Genomic DNA, 18994 nt, shown 5'->3' on the forward strand with positions numbered 1-18994 from the left:
TCCGCGGGGACACATGCTATTTTGAATAGCGCTCAATTCTTTGGCGGTATCGGCAGTTCGCCCGCGTCGGCATCGGGCGTTACGGGCGCAGGCGCCCGGCCGCTGGCCTGGCGCTCCAGCTCCTCGGCCGCCTTTTGCCGTTCGGCGAGCGCCTTTTCCTCGGCGACTACCGCGGCTTCGACATTCTCCGCCGCCGCATCGATGCCCGCAAGGCGCTTGGCGCGCTCGTCGGCGATCTTCGCTTGCCAGTCGGTCTTGTCGGCGGCCTGCGATTCGGCCTTCGCGCCCGAGACGAGCTGCTGCGTACAGCCCGTGAAGCCGCCGAGCCCGACCGGCGAGCAGCTGTCGGTGCCGAAGCGGCCGACGCGCTCCATCGCGGTGACGCGGTTCAGCCAGGCCTGGTTGCGCGGGTCGAGCGGGTCGCCGCCGCGGAAGATCTGCGGAACGCGATAACGATCCTGTTCGGGCATGCGGTTACAGACGACGATTTCGTCGGGGCTCGACTGTTCGCACTTGTCGTCGCCATAGACGATGACTTGGTTGATCTTTTCGGCGGCCGAGGTGTCGGCATCCTGCGCGGCGGCGGGCAGCGCGGCGAAGCTGCTGGCAAGGAAAAGCGCGGCGAGCGGCAGGCGGGTCATCAAATTATCCTTCATCCTGTTTGCGGGCGGCATGACAGCCCTTGTCTGCATCCGTCCTGAACGGATCGGGTCGCGCTGGACCGTATCAGATACGTTTTGAAAGGGCGATGGCTGCACGGCAGCCGGCGCGGATCGCAATGCTGAGCAGCGGATAGCCCGGCGCACTTTCGGCGCCGGCAGCAAGCGCGGCTTCCTTATGCTCCAACTCCTCGGCGCGGAAATCCTCGACCGCAGCGCTGAGTTCGGGGTCGCTGTCGCCGAGCGCCTCGATCTGATGCCGGTAATGCCGGTCGATCTCGGTCTCGACCGCGGCGGTGCAGGCCATCGCGGCGCGCGGTCCCATGGCGGCGGTCACTGCACCGAGCGCGAAGCCGGCGACGTTCCACAAAGGCTGCAGAGCGGTCGGGCGGACGCCGCGCTGCGCGACCATCGCGTCGAAGAATTTGCGGTGGCGCTCTTCCTGCTCTGCCATATGCGCAATCTCGCGCGCCATCGGATGGCGGTCGCCCATCACCGCGAGCTGGCCGGCATAGATGCGCGTCGCCCCATATTCGCCCGCCTGATCGACGCGGATCATCGAAGCATTCTTGTCCGGCTTGCTCATGCTCCGGATGTGGGCCGACGGCGCAGCAAGGTCAAGACGAGCGCGGCGGCGGCGAGCGAGAAGATCGCGTTGAAGCCGGCGAGCGAGATGCCGAACAGCTCCCACTGCGGCACATCGCAGCGGATGATCGGGGTCGCCATGATCTGGTCGAGCGAGATCGGGCCGCTCTGCGTCGTGCTGCACGTCGTCAGCCCTTCCCAGAAATGATATTCGACGCCGGCGTGGAAAATCCCGATGACGCCGCTGATCGCGATCGCGATCGCGGCGAGCAGCGTCAGGCCACGCAGCGCGCGGTCGTTGCGGTTTAGCAGCAGCGCGAGCAGCGCGAGGACGATCGCCGCCTGGTGCGGCCAGCGCTGCCAGTAACACATTTCGCACGGATGCAGCCCGAATCCGAACTGCGAGACCAGAGCGCCGCCGTAAAGGAGCAGCGGCGCGGCGAGCGCGACGAACGGCGCGGCGAGGCGGGATTGAAGCATCGAAACCTACCTTGAAATATCGTCATCCCGGCGAAGGGCGGGATCTCGACCTTGCATCATACTGCATCGGCAAGATCCCGCCCTTCGCCGGGATGACGGATAAGGGAATTGTCAGTTGCGCGCGGTGGGCTTTGCGGCCGGCTTGACGGCTGGCTTGCTGCCCTGCGCCATGCGCGGCGTGGTCGGGCTGATCCGCCCGATCGTCTGCAACGCATAATATAGCTGATAATCCTCGATGCCCTTGGCCTTCAGGTCGGCGGCGCTCGCGGTGAAGCGCGGATCGTCCTTTTCGTCCTTTTCGAGCAGGCTGTTGTCGACCTTCTTCTCGTTGATCAGGTGGCGGCGAAGGTCGCTCTCGCGGAAGCGCGGGCGATCCTTGTAGTCGGGGTCCGACAATTGCGGCACGCGGATGTCGGGTTCGATCCCGCCTTCCTGCACGCTGCGGCCCGAAGGCGTGTAATAGCGCGCCGTGGTAAGGCGCAGCGCCGTGGTGTCGGTCAGCGGGAGCACGGTCTGCACCGACCCCTTGCCGAAGCTGCGTTCGCCCATGATCACCGCGCGATGCTGGTCCTGCAACGCGCCGGCGACGATTTCGGAGGCTGACGCCGAGCCGGCGTCGATCAGGACGATCACCGGTGCGCCGCCCGCCATGTCGCCGGTCTCGGCAAAATAGCGTTCGATATCGCCCTTCTTGCGGCCCCGCTGCGAAACGATCTCGCCGCGTTCGAGGAACAGGTCGCTGACCCCGACGGCTTCGTCGAGCAGCCCGCCGGGGTTCGAGCGCAGGTCGAGGACCCAGCCGCGGGCCTTGTGACCGAGCGATTTTTCGACCGAAACCATCGCGGACTTGAGGTCGCGGGTCGCGTCGGCGGAGAAGCTGGTGATCGTCAGCACGCCGACGTCATCCTTCACTTCCCATTTCACCGGCTTCACGTCGATGACTTCGCGGGTCAGCGTCATTTCGATCGGTTTGTCCTGCCCTTCGCGCACGACCGTGATCTCGATCTGGGTGCCCGGACGGCCGCGCATCTGTTCGACCGCTTCGTCGAGCGACAGGCCGAAGATCAGCTCCTTGTTGATGTGCGTGATATAGTCGCCGGCCTTGATGCCCGCGCGGTCGGCCGGCGTGTCGGCGGTCGGCGTGATCACTTTGACGACGCCATCCTCCATCGTCACCGACAGGCCGAGGCCGCCGTATTCGCCGTCGGTCTGGGTGCGCAGGTTCGAATAGTCGCGCGCATCGAGATAGCCCGAATGCGGGTCGAGGCTGGCGAGCATGCCGTTGATCGCACCTTCGATCAGCTTGTCGTCGCTGACGGGTTCGACATAGTTGGATTTCACCTCGAGGAAGACGTCCATGAAGCGCGAGATCTCTTCTTGCGTCGATGCATCGACGGTAGCCATCGCGCCGGTGGCGAGCGGGACGAGCGCCAGCGTCGAAAGCGCGGCGGCACCCTGCCACAGCGCGAAGCGGCGCCTGGGGGATGGAAGGGTCTTGGTCGATTCGGTCATGGTCATCTTTCACTCGCGCAGGACGAACCTGCCTTATAATCCCCGGCGCGCCATCGTCCTATGGAAATCTGGGGGCGTCAAGTCGAACATCCCGATACGGGGCAGCGTACAAACGAGCGATTAACCCAGCATCTGCGCGATATCGACCGGGCGTCCCGCACGGCGCAGCTCGACGGTGATGCGGCTGTCATCGGAGCCGGCCCTGCCGATCGGCGTTCCGGCGTCGAGCGTGTCGCCCACACCGACCGACAGTCCGATCAGGCCGGTGACGAGCGAGATCCAGCCGCCGCCATGGTCGATGATCAAGATCTTGCCATAGCCGCGATAATCGCCGGCGAAGCTGACCCGGCCGGGCGCGGGCGCGACGACCTGGCCGCCGGGGCGCGCGGCGATGGTGATGCCGCGCGACCGCACGCCGCTGTCGTTGACTTCGCCGAGCCCCGCCACGATGCGCCCGACGACGGGCAGGCGATAGGCGCCGCGCGCGAGTTCGGCCTCGGCCGGCGCCGGCGCAGCTGCCTCCATCGCCGCGCTCGTCGGATCGCGCGGGCGCTGGACCGGACCCGCGAGCTGCCCCAGTTCGCCGCGCGTCGCGCCATCGGCCTCGAGCGTGTCCATCAGATCGACGATATCGCGGGCTTTTTCGCCCAGTCCGACGGCACGGTCGGATTCAAGTTGTGCGCTGCTCATCAGCTCGCGCGAGCGCAGGCGGCCTTCGTTCTCGAGGCGGGTAAGCGCGTCGCGGCGCTGCGCGAGTTGCGTCTTGCTCGACGCGAGCGCCTGAAGCGCGGCCGCCTGTTGCTGGCGCGTCGCGCGAAGTTGGCCGAGTTCGCGCCGCACCCCCGCGGTACGCTTGGCGATCACCGGCATCGCGGCGTCGATCACGGCGCGGGCATGGACCATATCGGTGAGCGAACCGGGCTGGGCCAGGACGCTGACCGGCGGCTGGCGACTGAGCTGTTGCAGCGCCGCGGTCAGTTCGAGCAGCGGCTGCTGTTGTTCGGCGAGCCGTGCTTCCTGAACTTTTAACCGGCGCGTCACGAGCGCGACGCGTGCTTCGCCCGCGTTGATGTCGGCCTCGGCCGACTGGATGCGGGCAGCCAGCGCTGCGCTGCGTTTCTTGAGCCGGTCGGCCTCGTCGCGCGCGGCGGTGGCCTGCGATTCGAGCGCGGCACTGCGCGCCATCGCATTGGCCGATTGTTTCTTGGCCGCCAGCAATTGCGCGCGTTCGCGATTTGCGATCGCCTCGGGGTCGAAGGCGTCGCTTTGCGCGGCGGCATAGGCGCCGCCCGCCATGGCGAGGCCCAGCGCCAGCGCGGCGGCCCAGCGCCTCATTGCCGTCCCTCGCGATGATAGGGGTGGTTCGCGACGATGCTCGTCGCGCGCCACAATTGTTCGGCGAGCATGGCGCGTGCCATCAGATGCGGCCACGTCGCGCGGCCGAACGCCACGACCTTGTCGGCGCCTTCGCGTTCTTCGGGGGTGAAGCCATCGGCCGCGCCGAGGCAAAAGCGCGCCTCGCGCACCCCGCCGTCGCGCCACTTTTCCAGCAATTTTGCGAATTCGAGCGAGGAAAGCTGCTCGCCGCCCTCATCGAGCAGGATGGTGCGGCTGTTCTCCGCCGCGGCAGGCCAGCGCCCGCCCGTATCGGGAAGCTCCGAAATCTTCTGCGCCCAGGTCACGCGCTTCATATAGCGCTCGACCAGCTCGGCCTCGGGCCCGCGCCCGATGCGCCCGCGCGCGATGATGTGCAGCAACATGACGGTTTCGCTCACCTTCGGTGAAAGCGGGCTGGTGCCGCTTCTGTTCGGGCTTTAGGCCGAACAGATCAAACGCGTCAATTTATCGCGGCAACCGGCGGTGCGTCGCCGAACGACCACATGCGCTCGAGGTTATAGAAGCTGCGAACCTCGGGGCGGAACAGGTGGACGATGACATCGCCGGCGTCGATCAGCACCCAGTCGGCGTTGGGCAGGCCTTCGACGCGGACGCTGCGGCCCGCTTCCTGCTTGATACGCTGTGCCAGCTTGTCGGCGATCGCCGAGACGTGGCGCGTCGACCGGCCGCTCGCGATCACCATATGATCGGCGATGCTGCTTTTGCCGGCAAGCGGGATGGAAATGGTTTCCTGGGCCTGATCCTCGTCCAGTTGGTGGAGGATCAGCGCGTGGAGGGCGTCCACGCTGTCATTGGTAGGAGCGGCGCCCGGCGCGGCATCCTTACTGGCGGCTATCAAGTGGTTTCATTCCTTTCATCGTCGACAAGGCGCGAATGCGTCAGCGGGTCGCGCAAGGCGCGGCCTGCATAGCGTTCGAACCAGCGGGGGTTGGCCTGCCGTATTGCAGTTGCGGATCGCACATCGGGCGAAAAACGCAGGAACACGAGGGCAGGCGGTCTCCAGTCCGTCCAGTGAAGTTTCTGGTCCGCGGGCCGGACGAAGCGCCGAAGCCAACCCATCGCCTTCGCCGCGTGGGTCCGGCCACTATAGCCCGGACGGGCGATAACCGCAATCGGCATGAGTCGCGAAATTCCCCGCCAGTCGCGCCATTGGGGCAACTGGACCAGATTGTCTGCCCCCATGATCCAGATAAACTGCCGATTGGGGTAGCGCCGGGCGAGCTTTTTCAGCGTATCGACGGTGTAGCGTGTCCCGAGTTCCGCCTCGATTCCCGTCGCGCGGATCGGCGAGCGCCGCGCCATACGTTGCGCCGAGGCGAGCCGCGCGGGAAGTGATGCCATTCCCTTCGCGGGCTTCAGCGGATTGCCCGGCGACACCAGCCACCACAGCTCTTCGAGCCCGAGCGCGTCGATCGCGTCGAGGCTGATCGCGCGATGCCCGCCATGCGCAGGATTGAAACTGCCGCCGAGGAGGCCGGTGCGGATCATTCGGGGAATGATTTCACCACGCGGATATGGCCAAGAATGGCATTGTTAAATTGGGGCAGTTCTGCGGACGGAATCCAATATTCCTCATGCTCGCGCCCGCCCGCCTGTTCGACCTTATGGCTGGCAAGATATTGAGCGGCGACGTCGAACTCGGTCACAAAACCGGACCCCGATGCGGGGACATTCCAGTCGCGTGCAATTTTGACGGCATATTCGAACGTCGTGACGGGGTAGAAAATGGGCTGTTCCGGCAATCGCGGCGGGAACTCGCGCATGCCGCTGCCAGCGATGAGCATCAATTCTTCGGGCCCGACCGGCCGCCACAAACGAACGGGATCGCTCAAGGCCGAACCTGCCCGGCGCCGCGCACCAACCACTTATATGTCGTGAGTCCCTCCAGCGCGACCGGACCGCGCGCGTGCAGCCGGCCTGTCGCGATGCCGATTTCGGCGCCGAGGCCGAATTCGCCGCCGTCGGCGAACTGCGTCGAGGCATTGTGCATGACGATCGCGCTGTCGACTTCGGCGAGGAAGCGTTCGGCGGCGGCCTTGTCCTCGGTCACGATCGCGTCGGTGTGACGGCTCGAATGCGCATCGATATGCGCGAGCGCGCCGGTCAGGCTGTCGACCAGCGCGATCGAGACGATCGCGTCGAGATATTCGCAGTCCCAGTCGTTTGTGCTCGCCGGGGTGACATGCGGGCTCAGCGCGGCAATGTCCGTGTCGCCGCGCACCTCGCAACCGGCGGCGATCAGCGCGTCGATAATGGCGAGTGGGGCGGCGTAGGCGCGGTCGATCAGGATCGTCTCGGTCGCGCCGCAGACGCCCGTGCGCCGCATCTTGGCATTGACCGCCAGGCCGACCGCTTTGTCGGGGTCGGCGGCTCCGTCGATATAGAGATGGTTGATCCCGTCGAGGTGCGCGAGCACGGGGACGCGCGCCTCGTCCTGCACGCGCGCGACCAGCCCTTTGCCGCCGCGCGGAATGATGATGTCGATCAGCCCTTGCGCGCGAAGCAGCGCCCCGACCGCGGCACGGTCCTGCGTCGGGACCAGCTGGACGGCATCGGCGGGCAGGCCGCTTGTGACAAGCCCGGCCGCGAAAGCGGCGTGGATCGCGCGGTTCGAGCGCACGGCTTCGCTGCCGCCACGCAGGATGACGGCATTGCCCGACATCAGCCCGAGCGCCGCGGCGTCCGCCGTCACATTGGGGCGGCTTTCATAGATGATGCCGACGACGCCGAGCGGGACGCGGATGCGGCTGAGTGCCATGCCGTTCGGACGCACAGCATGGTCGATTTCCTGTCCGACCGGATCGGCCAGCTTCGCAACGGCATCGACCGCGTCGGCAATCGCGCTGAGCCGGTCTTCGTCGAGCCGCAACCGGTCGAGCATTGCCGCGGTCAGACCGCCTTCGTGGCCGGCCTCCATATCGAGCGCGTTGGCGTCCAATATTGCCGCCGCTTGCGCACGCAACTGGCCCGCCGCGGATTTCAGCGCGGCAGCCTTCGCGGCAGTCGACGCTACGGCAAGCTGCTTCGCGGCAGCGCGCGCCCGCGCGCCCATGTCCGCGATCAGCGCATCGGCGTCGGTCAGGCGCGGCGAGGAGAGAACTTCGGCGTTCATGGCGCCGCCACTATCACGTTTCGCGTGACTCTCGAAAGCCCCGTTGCGCGGCGCCGCGCGGCCCATTAGGCAGGTCGTCATGAGTGGGGATATCGAAAGCATCGGGGCGGCAATTACGGCGGGGCTGGCGGGTTCGGCCGTCGAGCCCAGGCACGGCGGCACGGGCGGAAATGGCAGCGGGCGCTGCCTCAATTGCGGCACCAGCCTCGTTGGATCGCACTGCCACCGGTGCGGCCAGCGAGTCGACATCCACCGCAGCTTCGGCGCGATCGGGCACGACCTTGTCCACGCGATCTTCCATTTCGAGGGCAAGCTGTGGAACACCTTGCCGATGCTCGCGTGGCGGCCGGGGGATTTGACGCGCCGCTATATCCACGGCGAGCGCGCGAGCTTCATTTCGCCGCTCGCGCTGTTTCTGTTCGCGGTGTTCCTGACCTATGCCGTTCTGGCGACCGTCGGCAGCGGCGGTCTGAGCGAGGAGCTGAACAAGGCGGCCGCCGAGCAGACGCGGACGGCGTCGATCAAGGACAGCATACAGGACGAGGTCGACCGGGTCGATGCCGAGCTTGCCAAAAAGGACCTGCCCGACGCCAAGCGCGAGGAGCTGCAGAGCGAGCGCAAGACGTTGCAGAAGAGCGCCGATTATCTCGGCGTCTCGCGCAGCCGCAGCAAGACCGAGCGCGACGCGGAGCGCGCCGCCGGCCTACCGGTGCTGGAGGATCCGAAGGATCAGGTGATGACCGGCGCCGATTTCATTTCGCGGAACAAGGTCAATATCGGCGTGCCGTTCATCGACCATGGTCTGGAAAAGGCCTTCGCGAACCCGGCGCTGATCCTGTATAAATTGCAGGCGAACGCGTATAAGTTCGCATGGGCGCTGATCCCGCTGTCGCTGCCGTTCATGTGGCTGCTCTATCCGTTCAGCCGACGGTTCCACACTTATGACCATTTCGTCTTTGTCACCTATTCGATCAGCTTCATGCTGTTGCTGTTCGTGGCGGTGCGATTGCTCAACCTGACGATTTTCGGCGGCGTCGCGACCTTCTTCGCGATGATCTATGTGCCGTTCCATATGTATCGACAGCTGCGCGGTGCCTATCGCTCGTCGCGGATAGGGTCGCTGGTGCGGACGAGCCTGCTTCTCCTGTTCAGCCTGTTTTCGGTGATCATGTTCATGCTTCTGCTCCTCGCGCTGGGGGCAAGCGGCTAGCGTCGAGTTAGGGCCCGTAGGGCGCCAAGCTGTAACAAAAGCCCGGCAAAAGCCGGCGCAACGGAGGACTGCCATGCATCAGCTTTGGGGCGAAATGGATCGCCGCCTGCTCATCAAGCTCGGCACTGCGGGGCTCGCCGCCCTGGCGCTGCCGGGCGCGGCGAAGGCGATGGCGGCGCAAGGCTTTACGCACAATGTCGCCAGCGGCGAGCCGGGGCCGAACAGCATCCTGCTCTGGACGCGCTACGCCGCGCCGTCGGACACGCGGTTGACGGTGGAAGTGTCCGAAACCTCGGATTTTGCGCGCGTCGTCGGCGGCGGCAGCGTCACCGCCGAAGGCGACAAGGATCATACGGCGAAGCTTGCGGTCGACGGGCTCCAGCCGGGGCGCTGGTATTTCTATCGCTTCGTCGCGCCCGACGGCGCCCAATCGCCGATCGGACGCACGCGCACCCTGCCGCAAGGCCCGACCGGCGCGTTCAATCTCGCGCTGTTTTCGTGCGCGAACATGCCGTTCGGGTGGTTCAACGCCTATGGCCACGCCGCGGCGCGCGGCGACATCGACCTTGTCGTGCATGTCGGCGACTATCTGTATGAATATAAGGTCGGCGACTATCCCGCGCTCAAGGACATCCTGCCCGGCCGGCTGGCCCAGCCGACGCACGAGATTGTCGCGCTGGCCGACTATCGCCTGCGCTATGCCTCTTACCGCTCCGATCCGGATCTTCAGCGGCTGCACCAGCTGTTCCCGATGATCGCGCAGTGGGACGATCATGAATTCGCCAACGACGCGTGGAAGGGCGGCGCCGAGAATCATGACGAGGGCGAGGGGAGCTGGACCGACCGCGCGGCCGCCGCCGAGCGCGCGCACAACGAGTGGATGCCCGTCGCCGAGACGCGCTGGCGCCACTATCAGGTCGGCGATCTGGCGACGATCTTCCTTCCCGAAACGCGGGTCACGGCGCGCGACAAGCCTTTCGAGCTGGGCGATATCCTGAAAGGAAAGGCCGACGTTGCGGCGACGCTGAAGCAGTTCGCCGAAACCGATTATCGCGATCCGGCGCGCCAACTGATGGGTGCCGATCAGGAGCAATGGCTGTTCGGCGGCTTCGCCGATTCGGTGAAGGCGGGAACGCGCTGGCAGGTCTGCGCGCAGCAGATCGTGATGGGATCGCTGTTCACGCCGCCCGAATCGCGCAACTGGTTCGGCGCCGACCAGCCGGACTATGTGAAGCGCCGCGTCGAGATCGCACAGCTCGCGGCCAAGGCGCGGCTGCCGCTCAACATGGACAGCTGGGACGGCTATCCGGCCGCACGCGATCGGCTGCTCGCCGCGGCGCAGCGCGCCGATGCCGACCTGGTGACCCTGTCGGGCGACAGCCACAATGCGTGGGCATTCGACCTGACCCACGGCGGCCGGCCCGCCGGGATCGAGATCGGCGGGCACAGCGTCACATCGCCGGGGTTCGAAAGCTATACGCGCGGCATTTCCGACGCCGTGCGCACTGCCGCGCTGCGCGCATCGTCGCCGCAGCTTAAATGGGCGAACACGCAGGACCGCGGCTATGTCACCGTCGGCCTGACGCCCGATCGCGTGACGGCAGACTGGCACAATGTCGCGTCGATCCGCGAGCATGATCTCAAGCTGTCGAGCTCGCATCGCATGACCGCGACGCGAGGGCGAAAGCGGTACGACGCCGCCTGATCCTCCCCATGGTGTCGCCACGGGGAGGGGTTCCGAGGGTTCAGCTGTACGGCGGCGCGTCCTCGAATTCGTCGAACCACGGATAATCGTTCGCGACGCTAGCGGTGAAGTTCGGCGGACGTTTTTCGAGGAAGCTCGTCACCCCCTCGGCGGCGTCGGGGCTGCGTCCGCGCGAGAAGATCACGCGGCTGTCCCAGCGGTGCGCATAGATCGGATGCGGCGCGCCCATCATCCGCCAGAGCATATGGCGGGTGAGCGCGACCGATACCGGGGCGCTGTCGGCGGTCATCTCGCGCGCCTTGGCGATCGCGGCGTCGATCAGCGCGCCCGGCGCGTGGACCGACTGGACGAGCCCCTTTTCATGCGCCTCGGCTGCCGAGATCAGGCGCCCCGAATAGCAAAGGTCGACGGCATTCGCGATGCCGACGAGGCGCGGGAGGAACCAGCTCGACGCCGCCTCCGGCACGATCCCGCGGCGCGCGAAGACGAAGCCGTAGCGCGCGGTATCGCTCGCCAGACGGGCGTCCATCGGCAGCGTCATCGTCGCGCCGATGCCGACTGCGGCGCCGTTGATCGCGCCGAGGACGGGCTTTTTCGCGGCAAAGATCCGCATCGACACGCGCCCGCCGCCGTCCTGGACCAGCGGGTGCGACCAGTTGATCGTGCCGTCCTCGGCCACCGGGCTCGCCGACATGCCCGTGGGGAGCTGGCGCAGCTTGTCGGCGCGCTTGTCATAATCGAAGGTGTCGCCGCCCGATCCCAGATCGGCGCCGGCGCAATAGGCCTTTTCGCCATGACCGGTGAAGATCACCGCGCGGACGCTGTCGTCGGCGTCGCAATCGTCGAGCGCGGCGATGATCTCGGCCATCATGTCGGCGGTGAAGGCGTTCATCCGTTCGGGGCGGTAGAGCGTCAGCAGCGCGATGCCCTCATGCTTGTCGAGGCGAATCTCGTTATAGCTCATCTCACTCTCCTGCTTCTCTGGACTTGCCGTTACGGCCATGGTTGCAAGCGGCGCGCGCAAGCGCAAGCTCTAGTTGACGTAAACGTAAAGATAGATCCGCCTGCGGCAAAGTCATGCCGGGGATGACGTGTCCCTGCTTTGCCGCTATAGGCCCCCCGACCGCCCCGGCGCGCGCCTCTTGTTTGAGTCGTTCCCGCCGGGGCCATTCATTTGGTTCCGACAGAAAGTTTGCGCCCATGGCCCGTCGCCGCCAGATCTACGAAGGCAAAGCGAAGATTCTCTATGAGGGTCCCGAACCCGGCACGTTGATCCAGTATTTCAAGGATGACGCGACCGCGTTCAACGCGCAGAAGCGCGGTACGATCAACGGCAAGGGCGTGCTGAACAACCGGATTTCGGAGCATGTCTTTACGCTGCTCGGCAACATCGGCGTGCCGACGCATTTCATCCGCCGCCTCAATATGCGCGAGCAGCTGATCCGCCAGGTCGAGATCGTGCCGATCGAAGTGATCGTGCGCAACGTCGCTGCGGGTACGCTGTCGAAGCGGCTCGGGATCGAAGAAGGCACCCAGCTTCCCCGCACTTTGATCGAATATTGCTACAAGGACGATGCGCTGGGCGACCCGCTCGTCGCCGAGGAGCATATCGCCTGCTTCAACTGGTGCAGCCAGGACGAGCTTCACGACATCCAGGACATGGCGATCCGCATCAACGACTTCATGTCGGGCATGTTCGCCGCGGTCGGCATCCGTCTGGTCGACTTCAAGCTTGAATTCGGACGCCTTTATGAAGGCGATTTCAGCCGCATCATTCTGGCCGACGAGATCAGCCCCGACGGCTGCCGCCTGTGGGACATGGCGACGAACGAAAAGCTCGACAAGGACCGCTTCCGCCGAGATCTCGGCGGCGAGGTCGAAGCCTATCAGGAAGTCGCGCGCCGTCTCGGTCTGCTGCCCGAGGGTGGCGACAATGCCGTTCTCGACCTCGAAAGCCATCGCAAGAAAAAGAGTTGAGCCCGTGGGCGCGCGATAATGCGCCCCATGCTTAAGCCTTGATTTACCATGACTTGCTACCCCTGCCGGATGACGGGGGTTTATCACTGGTTGCGCACGCGGGTCTTTCCGCCGGTGCCCGACGACATCCGCGACGATGTCGCGGTGTTGCGCGCGCAGCGTATCGAGACGCTGACCCCCGCGCTTTTTCTTCTGCTCGCCGCCACGACGCCCACCGCGATCTATGCCGGTGTCGATACGGTCCATCCCGCCGTCCGCATCGGCTTTCCCGTCGTTCTCGCGATCGTCGGCGTGTTCGGCTTCCTGTTCCTGATGCACAATCGCGGCCGCCGCATGAGTCCCCGTCGCGCGCGTCGGATGATCGTCGAGGCAACCTGGTTGTCGGGCGTCATGGCCAGCATGTGCAGCGCGTGGGCGGTGATCAACTGGCTCGCGGCGCCCCCCGCTGCGCATAGCTATTACGGCATGATCATGGCGATGGGGTCGCTCGCGACGGCCTATTGCCTGTCGTCGATCCGTTTCGCGACCTTCGTCAATCTGGGGATCGGGCTTGTCCCGGTCTCGCTGCTGATGCTGACGTCGGGAATCGTGGCCGAGTTTGCGGCGGGGGCGAGCCTTGTCCTGGCGACCTTGTTCCTTCTCCGCATGGTGATCCAGCAACACGGCCAGCTCGTCGACCTGCTCCGCCTCCAGCGCCAGATGCGCGAGCTGGCGCATACCGATCCGCTCACCGGCCTTCCGAACCGACGCGCTTTCGACGTTCGGCTGAGCGAGGAAATCGCCGATGCGACAATCGATCGCCCCTTCGCCATCGCGCTGCTCGATCTGGACGGATTCAAGCCGGTGAACGACCGGCACGGCCACGCGGTCGGAGACCAGTTGCTTTGCGAAATCGCCGAACGGCTGCGCGGCGCCTGCAGCGAACACGCGATGGTCGCTCGGCAGGGCGGCGACGAGTTTGCGATCTTGGTGCCCGCGGGATCGGCGCTCCTGAACACCTCGCTCGCCGATCACATCCTGGCCTCGCTCGCTGCGCCTTATCGCATCAGCGAGCAGTCGATCGGCGTCGGCGCCAGCATCGGCTTTGCGACCTGGCCAAAGAACGGGACGACGAGCCGGCGGCTGTTCGAGGCAGCCGATCGCGCGCTCTACGCGGCCAAGGCTGCCGATCGCGTTGGCGCGGCTACGGTCCAAAGCCGGGCCGGGTAAACTCGCGTCCGTTGCGGAAAAGCGACGAAATCGCTGCATAGTTCGGGCAAAATTATTGCTTTGGTAACCAGATTCTGGCTATCGGAATTGTCTGGATCAGTTGGGGGCCGGCACTATGCAGATCATCGATGGCGGCGCCAAATTGCCGGGTTCTCGCGTCAATTGGGACGTCGTCGAAAAAGTCATCGTCGTTCTGTTGCTCGGCGGACTGGCCTTGCGGCTGATCCCCGCGGCCATCGCGACCGCCCATTATCAAAACTGGCTGCTGCTGTTCGCCGAAAGCTGCGTCGTCTTCTTCGTTCTGTTCCGCCGCCCGACGATGCAGATTTCGCTTCGCCCCATCGACTGGCTGCTCGGATTTGCCGGCACGCTGGCGGCGATGCTCGTCGCTCCGGCGGGTGACAACCCGCTTCTGCCCGTCGCCTTTTGCGGATTCCTGATGGTGCTGGGCGTATTCGTCCAGCTCTGGGCCAAGCTTACGCTGCGCCGCAGCTTCGGCGTCATCGCCGCCAATCGCGGCGTCAAGGTGAGCGGACCGTATCGGTTTGTGCGTCACCCGATGTACGCGGGCTATGCAATGACTCACATCGGCTTCCTGCTCAGCGGTCCGACGCTCTGGAATCTGATGGTCTATTCGCTCGCAACTACGCTCAATATCGCGCGCCTCGTCGCCGAGGAACGCGTCCTGATCGCCGATCCGGCCTATCAGGAGCTGTCGCGCAAGGTCCGATACCGCCTGTTTCCCTTCATCTTCTGATGGCCGCGGCGATGCTCGACCTTCTGTCCGGTTTCCTCGACCTGAAGGGCGTGCTGCTGATTGCGCTGATTTTCGTGCCGCTCGAACGGTTGCTGCCGCGCCGTCGCGAACAGCCGCTGCTGCGCCGCTTCTGGACGGTCGACACGCTCTATCTCTTTCTGAACCGCATCCCCATCGGGATCGGGATCATGCTTCTCATCGCCCTTTCGCTCGCGGCGGGACAGACGCTGCTGCCCGACGCATTCCGGGGCGCCGTTGCTGCCCAGCCTGTCTGGCTGCAGGTGATCGAACTGATCATCGTCGCCGATCTCGTGTTTTACGCGATCCATCGCCTGTTCCACGCCGTGCCCTTCCTCTGGCGGTTCCACGCCGTGCACCACAGTATCGAGGACCTCGACTGGCTCGCGGCGCATCGCGTGCACCCGGTCGATCAGATTCTGACCAAGGGTCTTTCGCTGGTTCCCTGTTTCATGCTCGGCTTTTCGGGCGCGGCGATCGGGATGTCGCTGCTGCTCTATAAATGGCACGCGCTGCTGCTCCACTCCAATGTCCGGATCGACTTTGGGCCGCTGGGCTGGATCGTCGCGTCGCCGGCCTTTCATCACTGGCACCACGCCAACGAACCGGGCGCCTGGGACCGCAATTTTGCCGGCCAATTGCCGATCTGGGACCTGCTGTTCGGCACCGCCAACATGCCTGCGGGCAGGATGCCGGCGCGCTATGGCATCGGGGAAACGCTGCCCGGCTCCTATGTCCAGCAGATGCTCTACCCCTTTCGCGCCGACCGCGGAGCAGTGCCGGAGGCGCCGCCGACGCCCGAACAGCAGGCGGCATAGCCACAGGCGGCTGATCGCGCCGTCATGTCGTCTGTCGAAAGCGTCGGCGCCATCGCTGAGCGCGGCTTGACCGTCCGGGCGGCGGCGGCCACACCAAGCGCATGAAATTGCACCCGCTCCGGCACGCTTCGACCGTGCTGTCGCCCCTCGTCCTTCTCGCTGTGATCGCCTCGCCGGTTGCTGCCGCAGAGAGTGCGAAGCCCGCCGTCGCGGCGCCCGCCAATCCCCAGACTGCCGCCGCGCAGGCATGGAACTTCGCCGCGAGCGATGTGGCGGTCGACCCGAACATCGTCTTCGGCATTTTGCCGAACGGAATGAAATATGCGCTGCTGAAGAACAGCACGCCCAAGGACAGCGTGATCCTGCGCATGCGTTTCGACGTCGGCAGTTTCGCCGAGGCCGACGATCAGCGTGGGCTCGCCCATTTCCTCGAGCATATGGCATTCAACGGGTCGACGCATGTCCCCGAGGGCGAGATGATCAAGCTTCTCGAGCGCAAGGGACTGGCGTTCGGCGCCGATACCAACGCGTCGACCGGCTTCGACCAGACGGTGTACAAGCTCGACCTGCCGAACGCGTCGGACGACATGATCGACACCGGCCTGATGCTGATGCGCGAAACCGCGGGCGAGCTCACGATCGACCCCGCCGCAGTCGATCGCGAACGCGGCATCATCCTGTCCGAACGGCGCGCGCGCGATACCTATCAACTGCGCAGCCTGATCGACCAGCTCGACTTCCAGATGCAGGGGATGAAGGTTGCGATCCGCATTCCGGTGGGCACCGAAGAAGTGATCAAGACGGCCCCCGCGACGCGTCTTCGCGATCTCTATGACCGCTATTATCGGCCCGAGCGCGCGACGCTGGTGATGGTCGGCGATTTCGACCCGGCGGCCGTGGAAGCCAGGATCAAGGCGCGGTTCGGCGACTGGAAAGGCCGCGGCGTGGCGGGGGCCGATCCCGATATCGGCAATCTCGACTATCAGCGCGCCGTGGCGGCCGACGATTTCGTCGATCCCGCGATCCAGGATTCGGTCACCATCTCGGCCTTCAAACCGTGGGTGATCGAGCCTGACACCCAGGCGAAGCGCGCGCGCAACCTGGCCGAGGAAGTCGGCGAAGCGATCGTCGGCCGCCGCCTCGCCAAGATCGCGCTTCAGGAAAATTCGCCGATCCTCGCGGGCTATTTTAGCGATGCCGAAGGCTGGAAGACGTTTGACCAGATCACTGTCGGCGCGATCGCCAAGGAAGGCGCGTGGAAGGACGCGCTGGCCCTCGTCGAGCAGGAAATGCGCCGCGCCGCCGAGCATGGCTTCACCCAGGCCGAGGTCGACGAGCAGCTCGCCAATCGCCGCACGGCGTTCAAGAATGCCGTCGCGGGCGTGACGACGCGGCGCAGCGATGGTCTCGCCGACGCGCTCGTCGATGCGGCTGACGGCGATTATGTGTTCACGCGGCCCGAAACCGGGCAGGCCCTGTTCGAAGCCGAGGCGCCGAAACTCAACGCCGACACCGTCACCGCGGCGTTCCGCAAGCGGTTGGAAGGTTTTGGCGCACCGGTGGCGCGCGTTGCGACGAAAACGCCGATCGAGGGCGGTACCAATGCGATCCTCGCGGCGCTCAAGGCGTCGCAGCAGGTCGCGGTAGCGGCGCCGGCCGCCGAACAAAGCGCCGCCTTTGCCTATGACAATTTCGGCAAGCCAGGAAAGGTCGTGAGCGACAACCTCGTCGCCGACCTTGGCATTCGCCGCGTTCGCTTCGCGAACAATGTGATGCTCAATATCAAGCGAACCGATTTCCAGAAGGATCGCGTCTATCTGTCGCTGCGCGTCGATGGCGGTTCGCTGCTCGCGACGCGCGAGGATCCGACCAGGGTTGCGCTGGCTGGATCGCTTCTCGTCGGCGGGCTCGAGGCGCATAGTTTCGACGAACTGCGCACCATATTGGCGGGCAAGACGGTCAGCCCGGTCCTGGGATCGGGCACCGACGCCTTTGGCGGCAGCGCGCTGACCTCACCCGAGGATTTCGCGCTGCAAGCCAAGCTGATGGCGGCGTTTCTCACTCATCCCGGCTATCGCGCCGACGGTCTCGCGCTTTTGCGCCGCGCGCTGCCGCAGCAATATGCCGCGAACGACGCGACGCCCGCGGCGGTGCTCGGTCGTGACGTCGGCGGAATCCTCGCGAACGACGATCCGCGCGCGCAGACGCCGCCGCTCGACAAGATGATGGCGCTCGACTGGGCACAACTGAAACCTGCCATCGCCGACAGTTTCGCGCATGGCGCGATCGAGATCGGCGTCGTCGGCGATATCGACGAAAAGGCCGCAATCGATGCGATCGCCGCGACGTTTGGTGCGCTGCCGCCGCGCCGCGCCGCCTTCGATCCGCGCGCCGCCGCGCGCGTGCGCGACTATGCCGCCGACCGCAGCGAGCGCACGCTGATCCACAAGGGACCCGCCGAGCAGGCCGAACTGCGCGTCTATTGGCCCGCGCGCGACGACAGCGACCTGACCGAGACGATGCGGCTCAACCTGCTCTCGCGCGTGATGCAGCTGATGCTGACCGAAGAATTGCGCGAAAAGCTGGGTGAAAGCTACAGCCCGGGCGCAGGGGCAAGCCTGTCGGATGAATTCCCCGGCTATGGCCATCTCTTCGCGGCCAGCAACATCGACTATAAGGATATCGCGACGACGCGCGCGGCGATCTTTGGCATCGCGAAGGAACTTCGCGACAAGCCGGTCGATGCCGATCTGGTCGAACGCGCGCGCAAACCGCTGCTCGAAGCCATGACCAAGGCGCGCCGCGAAAACAGCTATTGGCTGCCCTATGTCAGCGAAGCGACGACCCGCGCCGACCGGCTCGACCGCAGCCGCAAGAGCATCGCGATCGTCGAGAGCGTGACACCCGCCGAGCTGCAAGCGCTCGCGGCGCGCTATCTGGCCGACGACAAGGCGCTGGTGATCAAGGCGGTCAGCGACAAGGCGGCAAAATAGGCCGGGAGCGTCGGATATTGACCCGAAGGCGGCACTCCAGATTCTCCTCCGAACGGGGAGGGGCACCGTCTGAAGGGTGGTGGACGGGGGTGGCGGCCCGAAGCAATGTTGCGCAAGGACGCGAGCCCTCTCCGTCAGCCGCCGAGCGGCTGCCACCTCCCCACAAATGGGGCGGATTTTTCCGTCGGCATCGCGGGCTCGACCCGAGCTCCACGGCTGCCGTCGCGCGAATGGATCCAGGGTCGAGCCCGCGATGACGAATGGCTGGAAACCACCCCCAAGCCGCAGCCAAAAAAAGGCCTTTCCTACAATATCCCGCTATGCCAGCGTCGATCCTGGCTCTTTCCCTCGGTGAATAAGAACGGTTGCCGCCCGGTTTGCGCGAGCTGCGACGGCCCCGTGCGTCCGGCCGGCGGCAGAACCTGTTCGGGGGTGCGCCATAGGGCTGAACTTTACTGAACTTTGGCGCATGAAAACGGCTGCTTCCCGGCCCAAAGCTGCCCTCGGCTTGAGGATCAGCGTGCAATAGGCACCCCCGTCGGGGGGTGATCGGCGTGTAAA

The 18994-nt window shown here is 65.6% G+C and carries 18 protein-coding genes; 7 read left to right on the plus strand and 11 right to left on the minus strand.

The features are described 5' to 3' along the window. Window positions 1–32: 32 nt before the first annotated feature. The 10 genes from ACO055_RS17085 to ACO055_RS17130 form a co-directional block, all read right to left on the minus strand. The gene (locus ACO055_RS17085; RefSeq protein WP_422060040.1) at window positions 33–641 is read right to left on the minus strand and encodes a hypothetical protein; all 609 of its coding nucleotides are present in this window, start codon (window positions 639–641) and stop codon (window positions 33–35) included. A gap of 85 nt (window positions 642–726) precedes the next feature. After that, window positions 727–1245, minus strand: coding sequence for a demethoxyubiquinone hydroxylase family protein (locus ACO055_RS17090; RefSeq protein WP_422060041.1), 519 nt, complete (start codon window positions 1243–1245; stop codon window positions 727–729). Next, window positions 1242–1724, minus strand: coding sequence for a disulfide bond formation protein B (locus ACO055_RS17095; protein ID WP_422060042.1), 483 nt, complete (start codon window positions 1722–1724; stop codon window positions 1242–1244). Before ACO055_RS17095 ends, ACO055_RS17090 begins: the two co-directional genes overlap by 4 nt. A gap of 111 nt (window positions 1725–1835) precedes the next feature. Next, window positions 1836–3236 (minus strand): S41 family peptidase, encoded by a 1401-nt coding sequence (locus tag ACO055_RS17100; RefSeq protein ID WP_422060043.1) that lies wholly within the window; start codon window positions 3234–3236, stop codon window positions 1836–1838. A gap of 120 nt (window positions 3237–3356) precedes the next feature. After that, window positions 3357–4571 (minus strand): murein hydrolase activator EnvC family protein, encoded by a 1215-nt coding sequence (locus ACO055_RS17105; protein WP_422060044.1) that lies wholly within the window; start codon window positions 4569–4571, stop codon window positions 3357–3359. Beyond that, window positions 4568–4996, minus strand: a complete 429-nt coding sequence (locus ACO055_RS17110; protein ID WP_422062489.1) for a 23S rRNA (pseudouridine(1915)-N(3))-methyltransferase RlmH — start codon at window positions 4994–4996, stop codon at window positions 4568–4570. Before ACO055_RS17110 ends, ACO055_RS17105 begins: the two co-directional genes overlap by 4 nt. A gap of 77 nt (window positions 4997–5073) precedes the next feature. Continuing rightward, complete coding sequence (gene rsfS / locus ACO055_RS17115; RefSeq protein ID WP_422060045.1) at window positions 5074–5472, minus strand: ribosome silencing factor; 399 nt, start codon at window positions 5470–5472, stop codon at window positions 5074–5076. Continuing rightward, on the minus strand, window positions 5469–6122 hold the full coding sequence (locus ACO055_RS17120; RefSeq protein WP_422060046.1) for a nicotinate-nucleotide adenylyltransferase: 654 nt from the start codon (window positions 6120–6122) through the stop codon (window positions 5469–5471). Before ACO055_RS17120 ends, rsfS begins: the two co-directional genes overlap by 4 nt. Continuing rightward, the gene (locus ACO055_RS17125; RefSeq protein ID WP_422060047.1) at window positions 6119–6466 is read right to left on the minus strand and encodes a hypothetical protein; all 348 of its coding nucleotides are present in this window, start codon (window positions 6464–6466) and stop codon (window positions 6119–6121) included. The genes ACO055_RS17120 and ACO055_RS17125 overlap by 4 nt, the downstream gene beginning before the upstream one ends. Next, on the minus strand, window positions 6463–7746 hold the full coding sequence (locus ACO055_RS17130; RefSeq protein ID WP_422060048.1) for a glutamate-5-semialdehyde dehydrogenase: 1284 nt from the start codon (window positions 7744–7746) through the stop codon (window positions 6463–6465). The genes ACO055_RS17125 and ACO055_RS17130 overlap by 4 nt, the downstream gene beginning before the upstream one ends. A gap of 79 nt (window positions 7747–7825) precedes the next feature. On the opposite strand from ACO055_RS17130, the gene ACO055_RS17135 reads away from it, so the two are divergent. Then, the gene (locus ACO055_RS17135) at window positions 7826–8956 is read left to right on the plus strand and encodes a DUF3667 domain-containing protein (protein WP_422060049.1); all 1131 of its coding nucleotides are present in this window, start codon (window positions 7826–7828) and stop codon (window positions 8954–8956) included. Window positions 8957–9029: 73 nt separating this feature from the next. Further along, window positions 9030–10661, plus strand: coding sequence for an alkaline phosphatase D family protein (locus ACO055_RS17140; RefSeq protein WP_422060050.1), 1632 nt, complete (start codon window positions 9030–9032; stop codon window positions 10659–10661). A 40-nt stretch (window positions 10662–10701) separates the two neighbouring features. Here the strand turns inward: ACO055_RS17140 and ACO055_RS17145 are convergent, their stop codons facing one another. Beyond that, window positions 10702–11625: a crotonase/enoyl-CoA hydratase family protein gene (locus ACO055_RS17145; RefSeq protein ID WP_422060051.1), complete on the minus strand. Its 924-nt coding sequence runs from the start codon at window positions 11623–11625 to the stop codon at window positions 10702–10704. A 236-nt stretch (window positions 11626–11861) separates the two neighbouring features. Here ACO055_RS17145 and purC point away from each other — a divergent pair, with 236 nt between their 5' ends. From purC to ACO055_RS17170, 5 genes are all read left to right on the plus strand, one after another. Beyond that, the gene (gene purC / locus ACO055_RS17150) at window positions 11862–12638 is read left to right on the plus strand and encodes a phosphoribosylaminoimidazolesuccinocarboxamide synthase (protein WP_422060052.1); all 777 of its coding nucleotides are present in this window, start codon (window positions 11862–11864) and stop codon (window positions 12636–12638) included. A gap of 69 nt (window positions 12639–12707) precedes the next feature. Next, the gene (locus tag ACO055_RS17155) at window positions 12708–13847 is read left to right on the plus strand and encodes a diguanylate cyclase domain-containing protein (protein ID WP_422060053.1); all 1140 of its coding nucleotides are present in this window, start codon (window positions 12708–12710) and stop codon (window positions 13845–13847) included. Between the two features lie 115 nt (window positions 13848–13962). Beyond that, the gene (locus tag ACO055_RS17160) at window positions 13963–14604 is read left to right on the plus strand and encodes a methyltransferase family protein (protein ID WP_422060054.1); all 642 of its coding nucleotides are present in this window, start codon (window positions 13963–13965) and stop codon (window positions 14602–14604) included. Continuing rightward, window positions 14604–15440 carry a sterol desaturase family protein gene (locus ACO055_RS17165; RefSeq protein ID WP_422060055.1) on the plus strand — a complete coding sequence of 279 codons (837 nt, stop codon included), beginning with the start codon at window positions 14604–14606 and terminating at the stop codon, window positions 15438–15440. The genes ACO055_RS17160 and ACO055_RS17165 overlap by 1 nt, the downstream gene beginning before the upstream one ends. Window positions 15441–15541: 101 nt before the next feature. Then, window positions 15542–18433, plus strand: a complete 2892-nt coding sequence (locus ACO055_RS17170; RefSeq protein ID WP_422060056.1) for a M16 family metallopeptidase — start codon at window positions 15542–15544, stop codon at window positions 18431–18433. Window positions 18434–18994: the final 561 nt, after the last annotated feature.

The organism is Sphingopyxis sp. (genome assembly GCF_965227415.1).
Classification (GTDB): domain Bacteria; phylum Pseudomonadota; class Alphaproteobacteria; order Sphingomonadales; family Sphingomonadaceae; genus Sphingopyxis.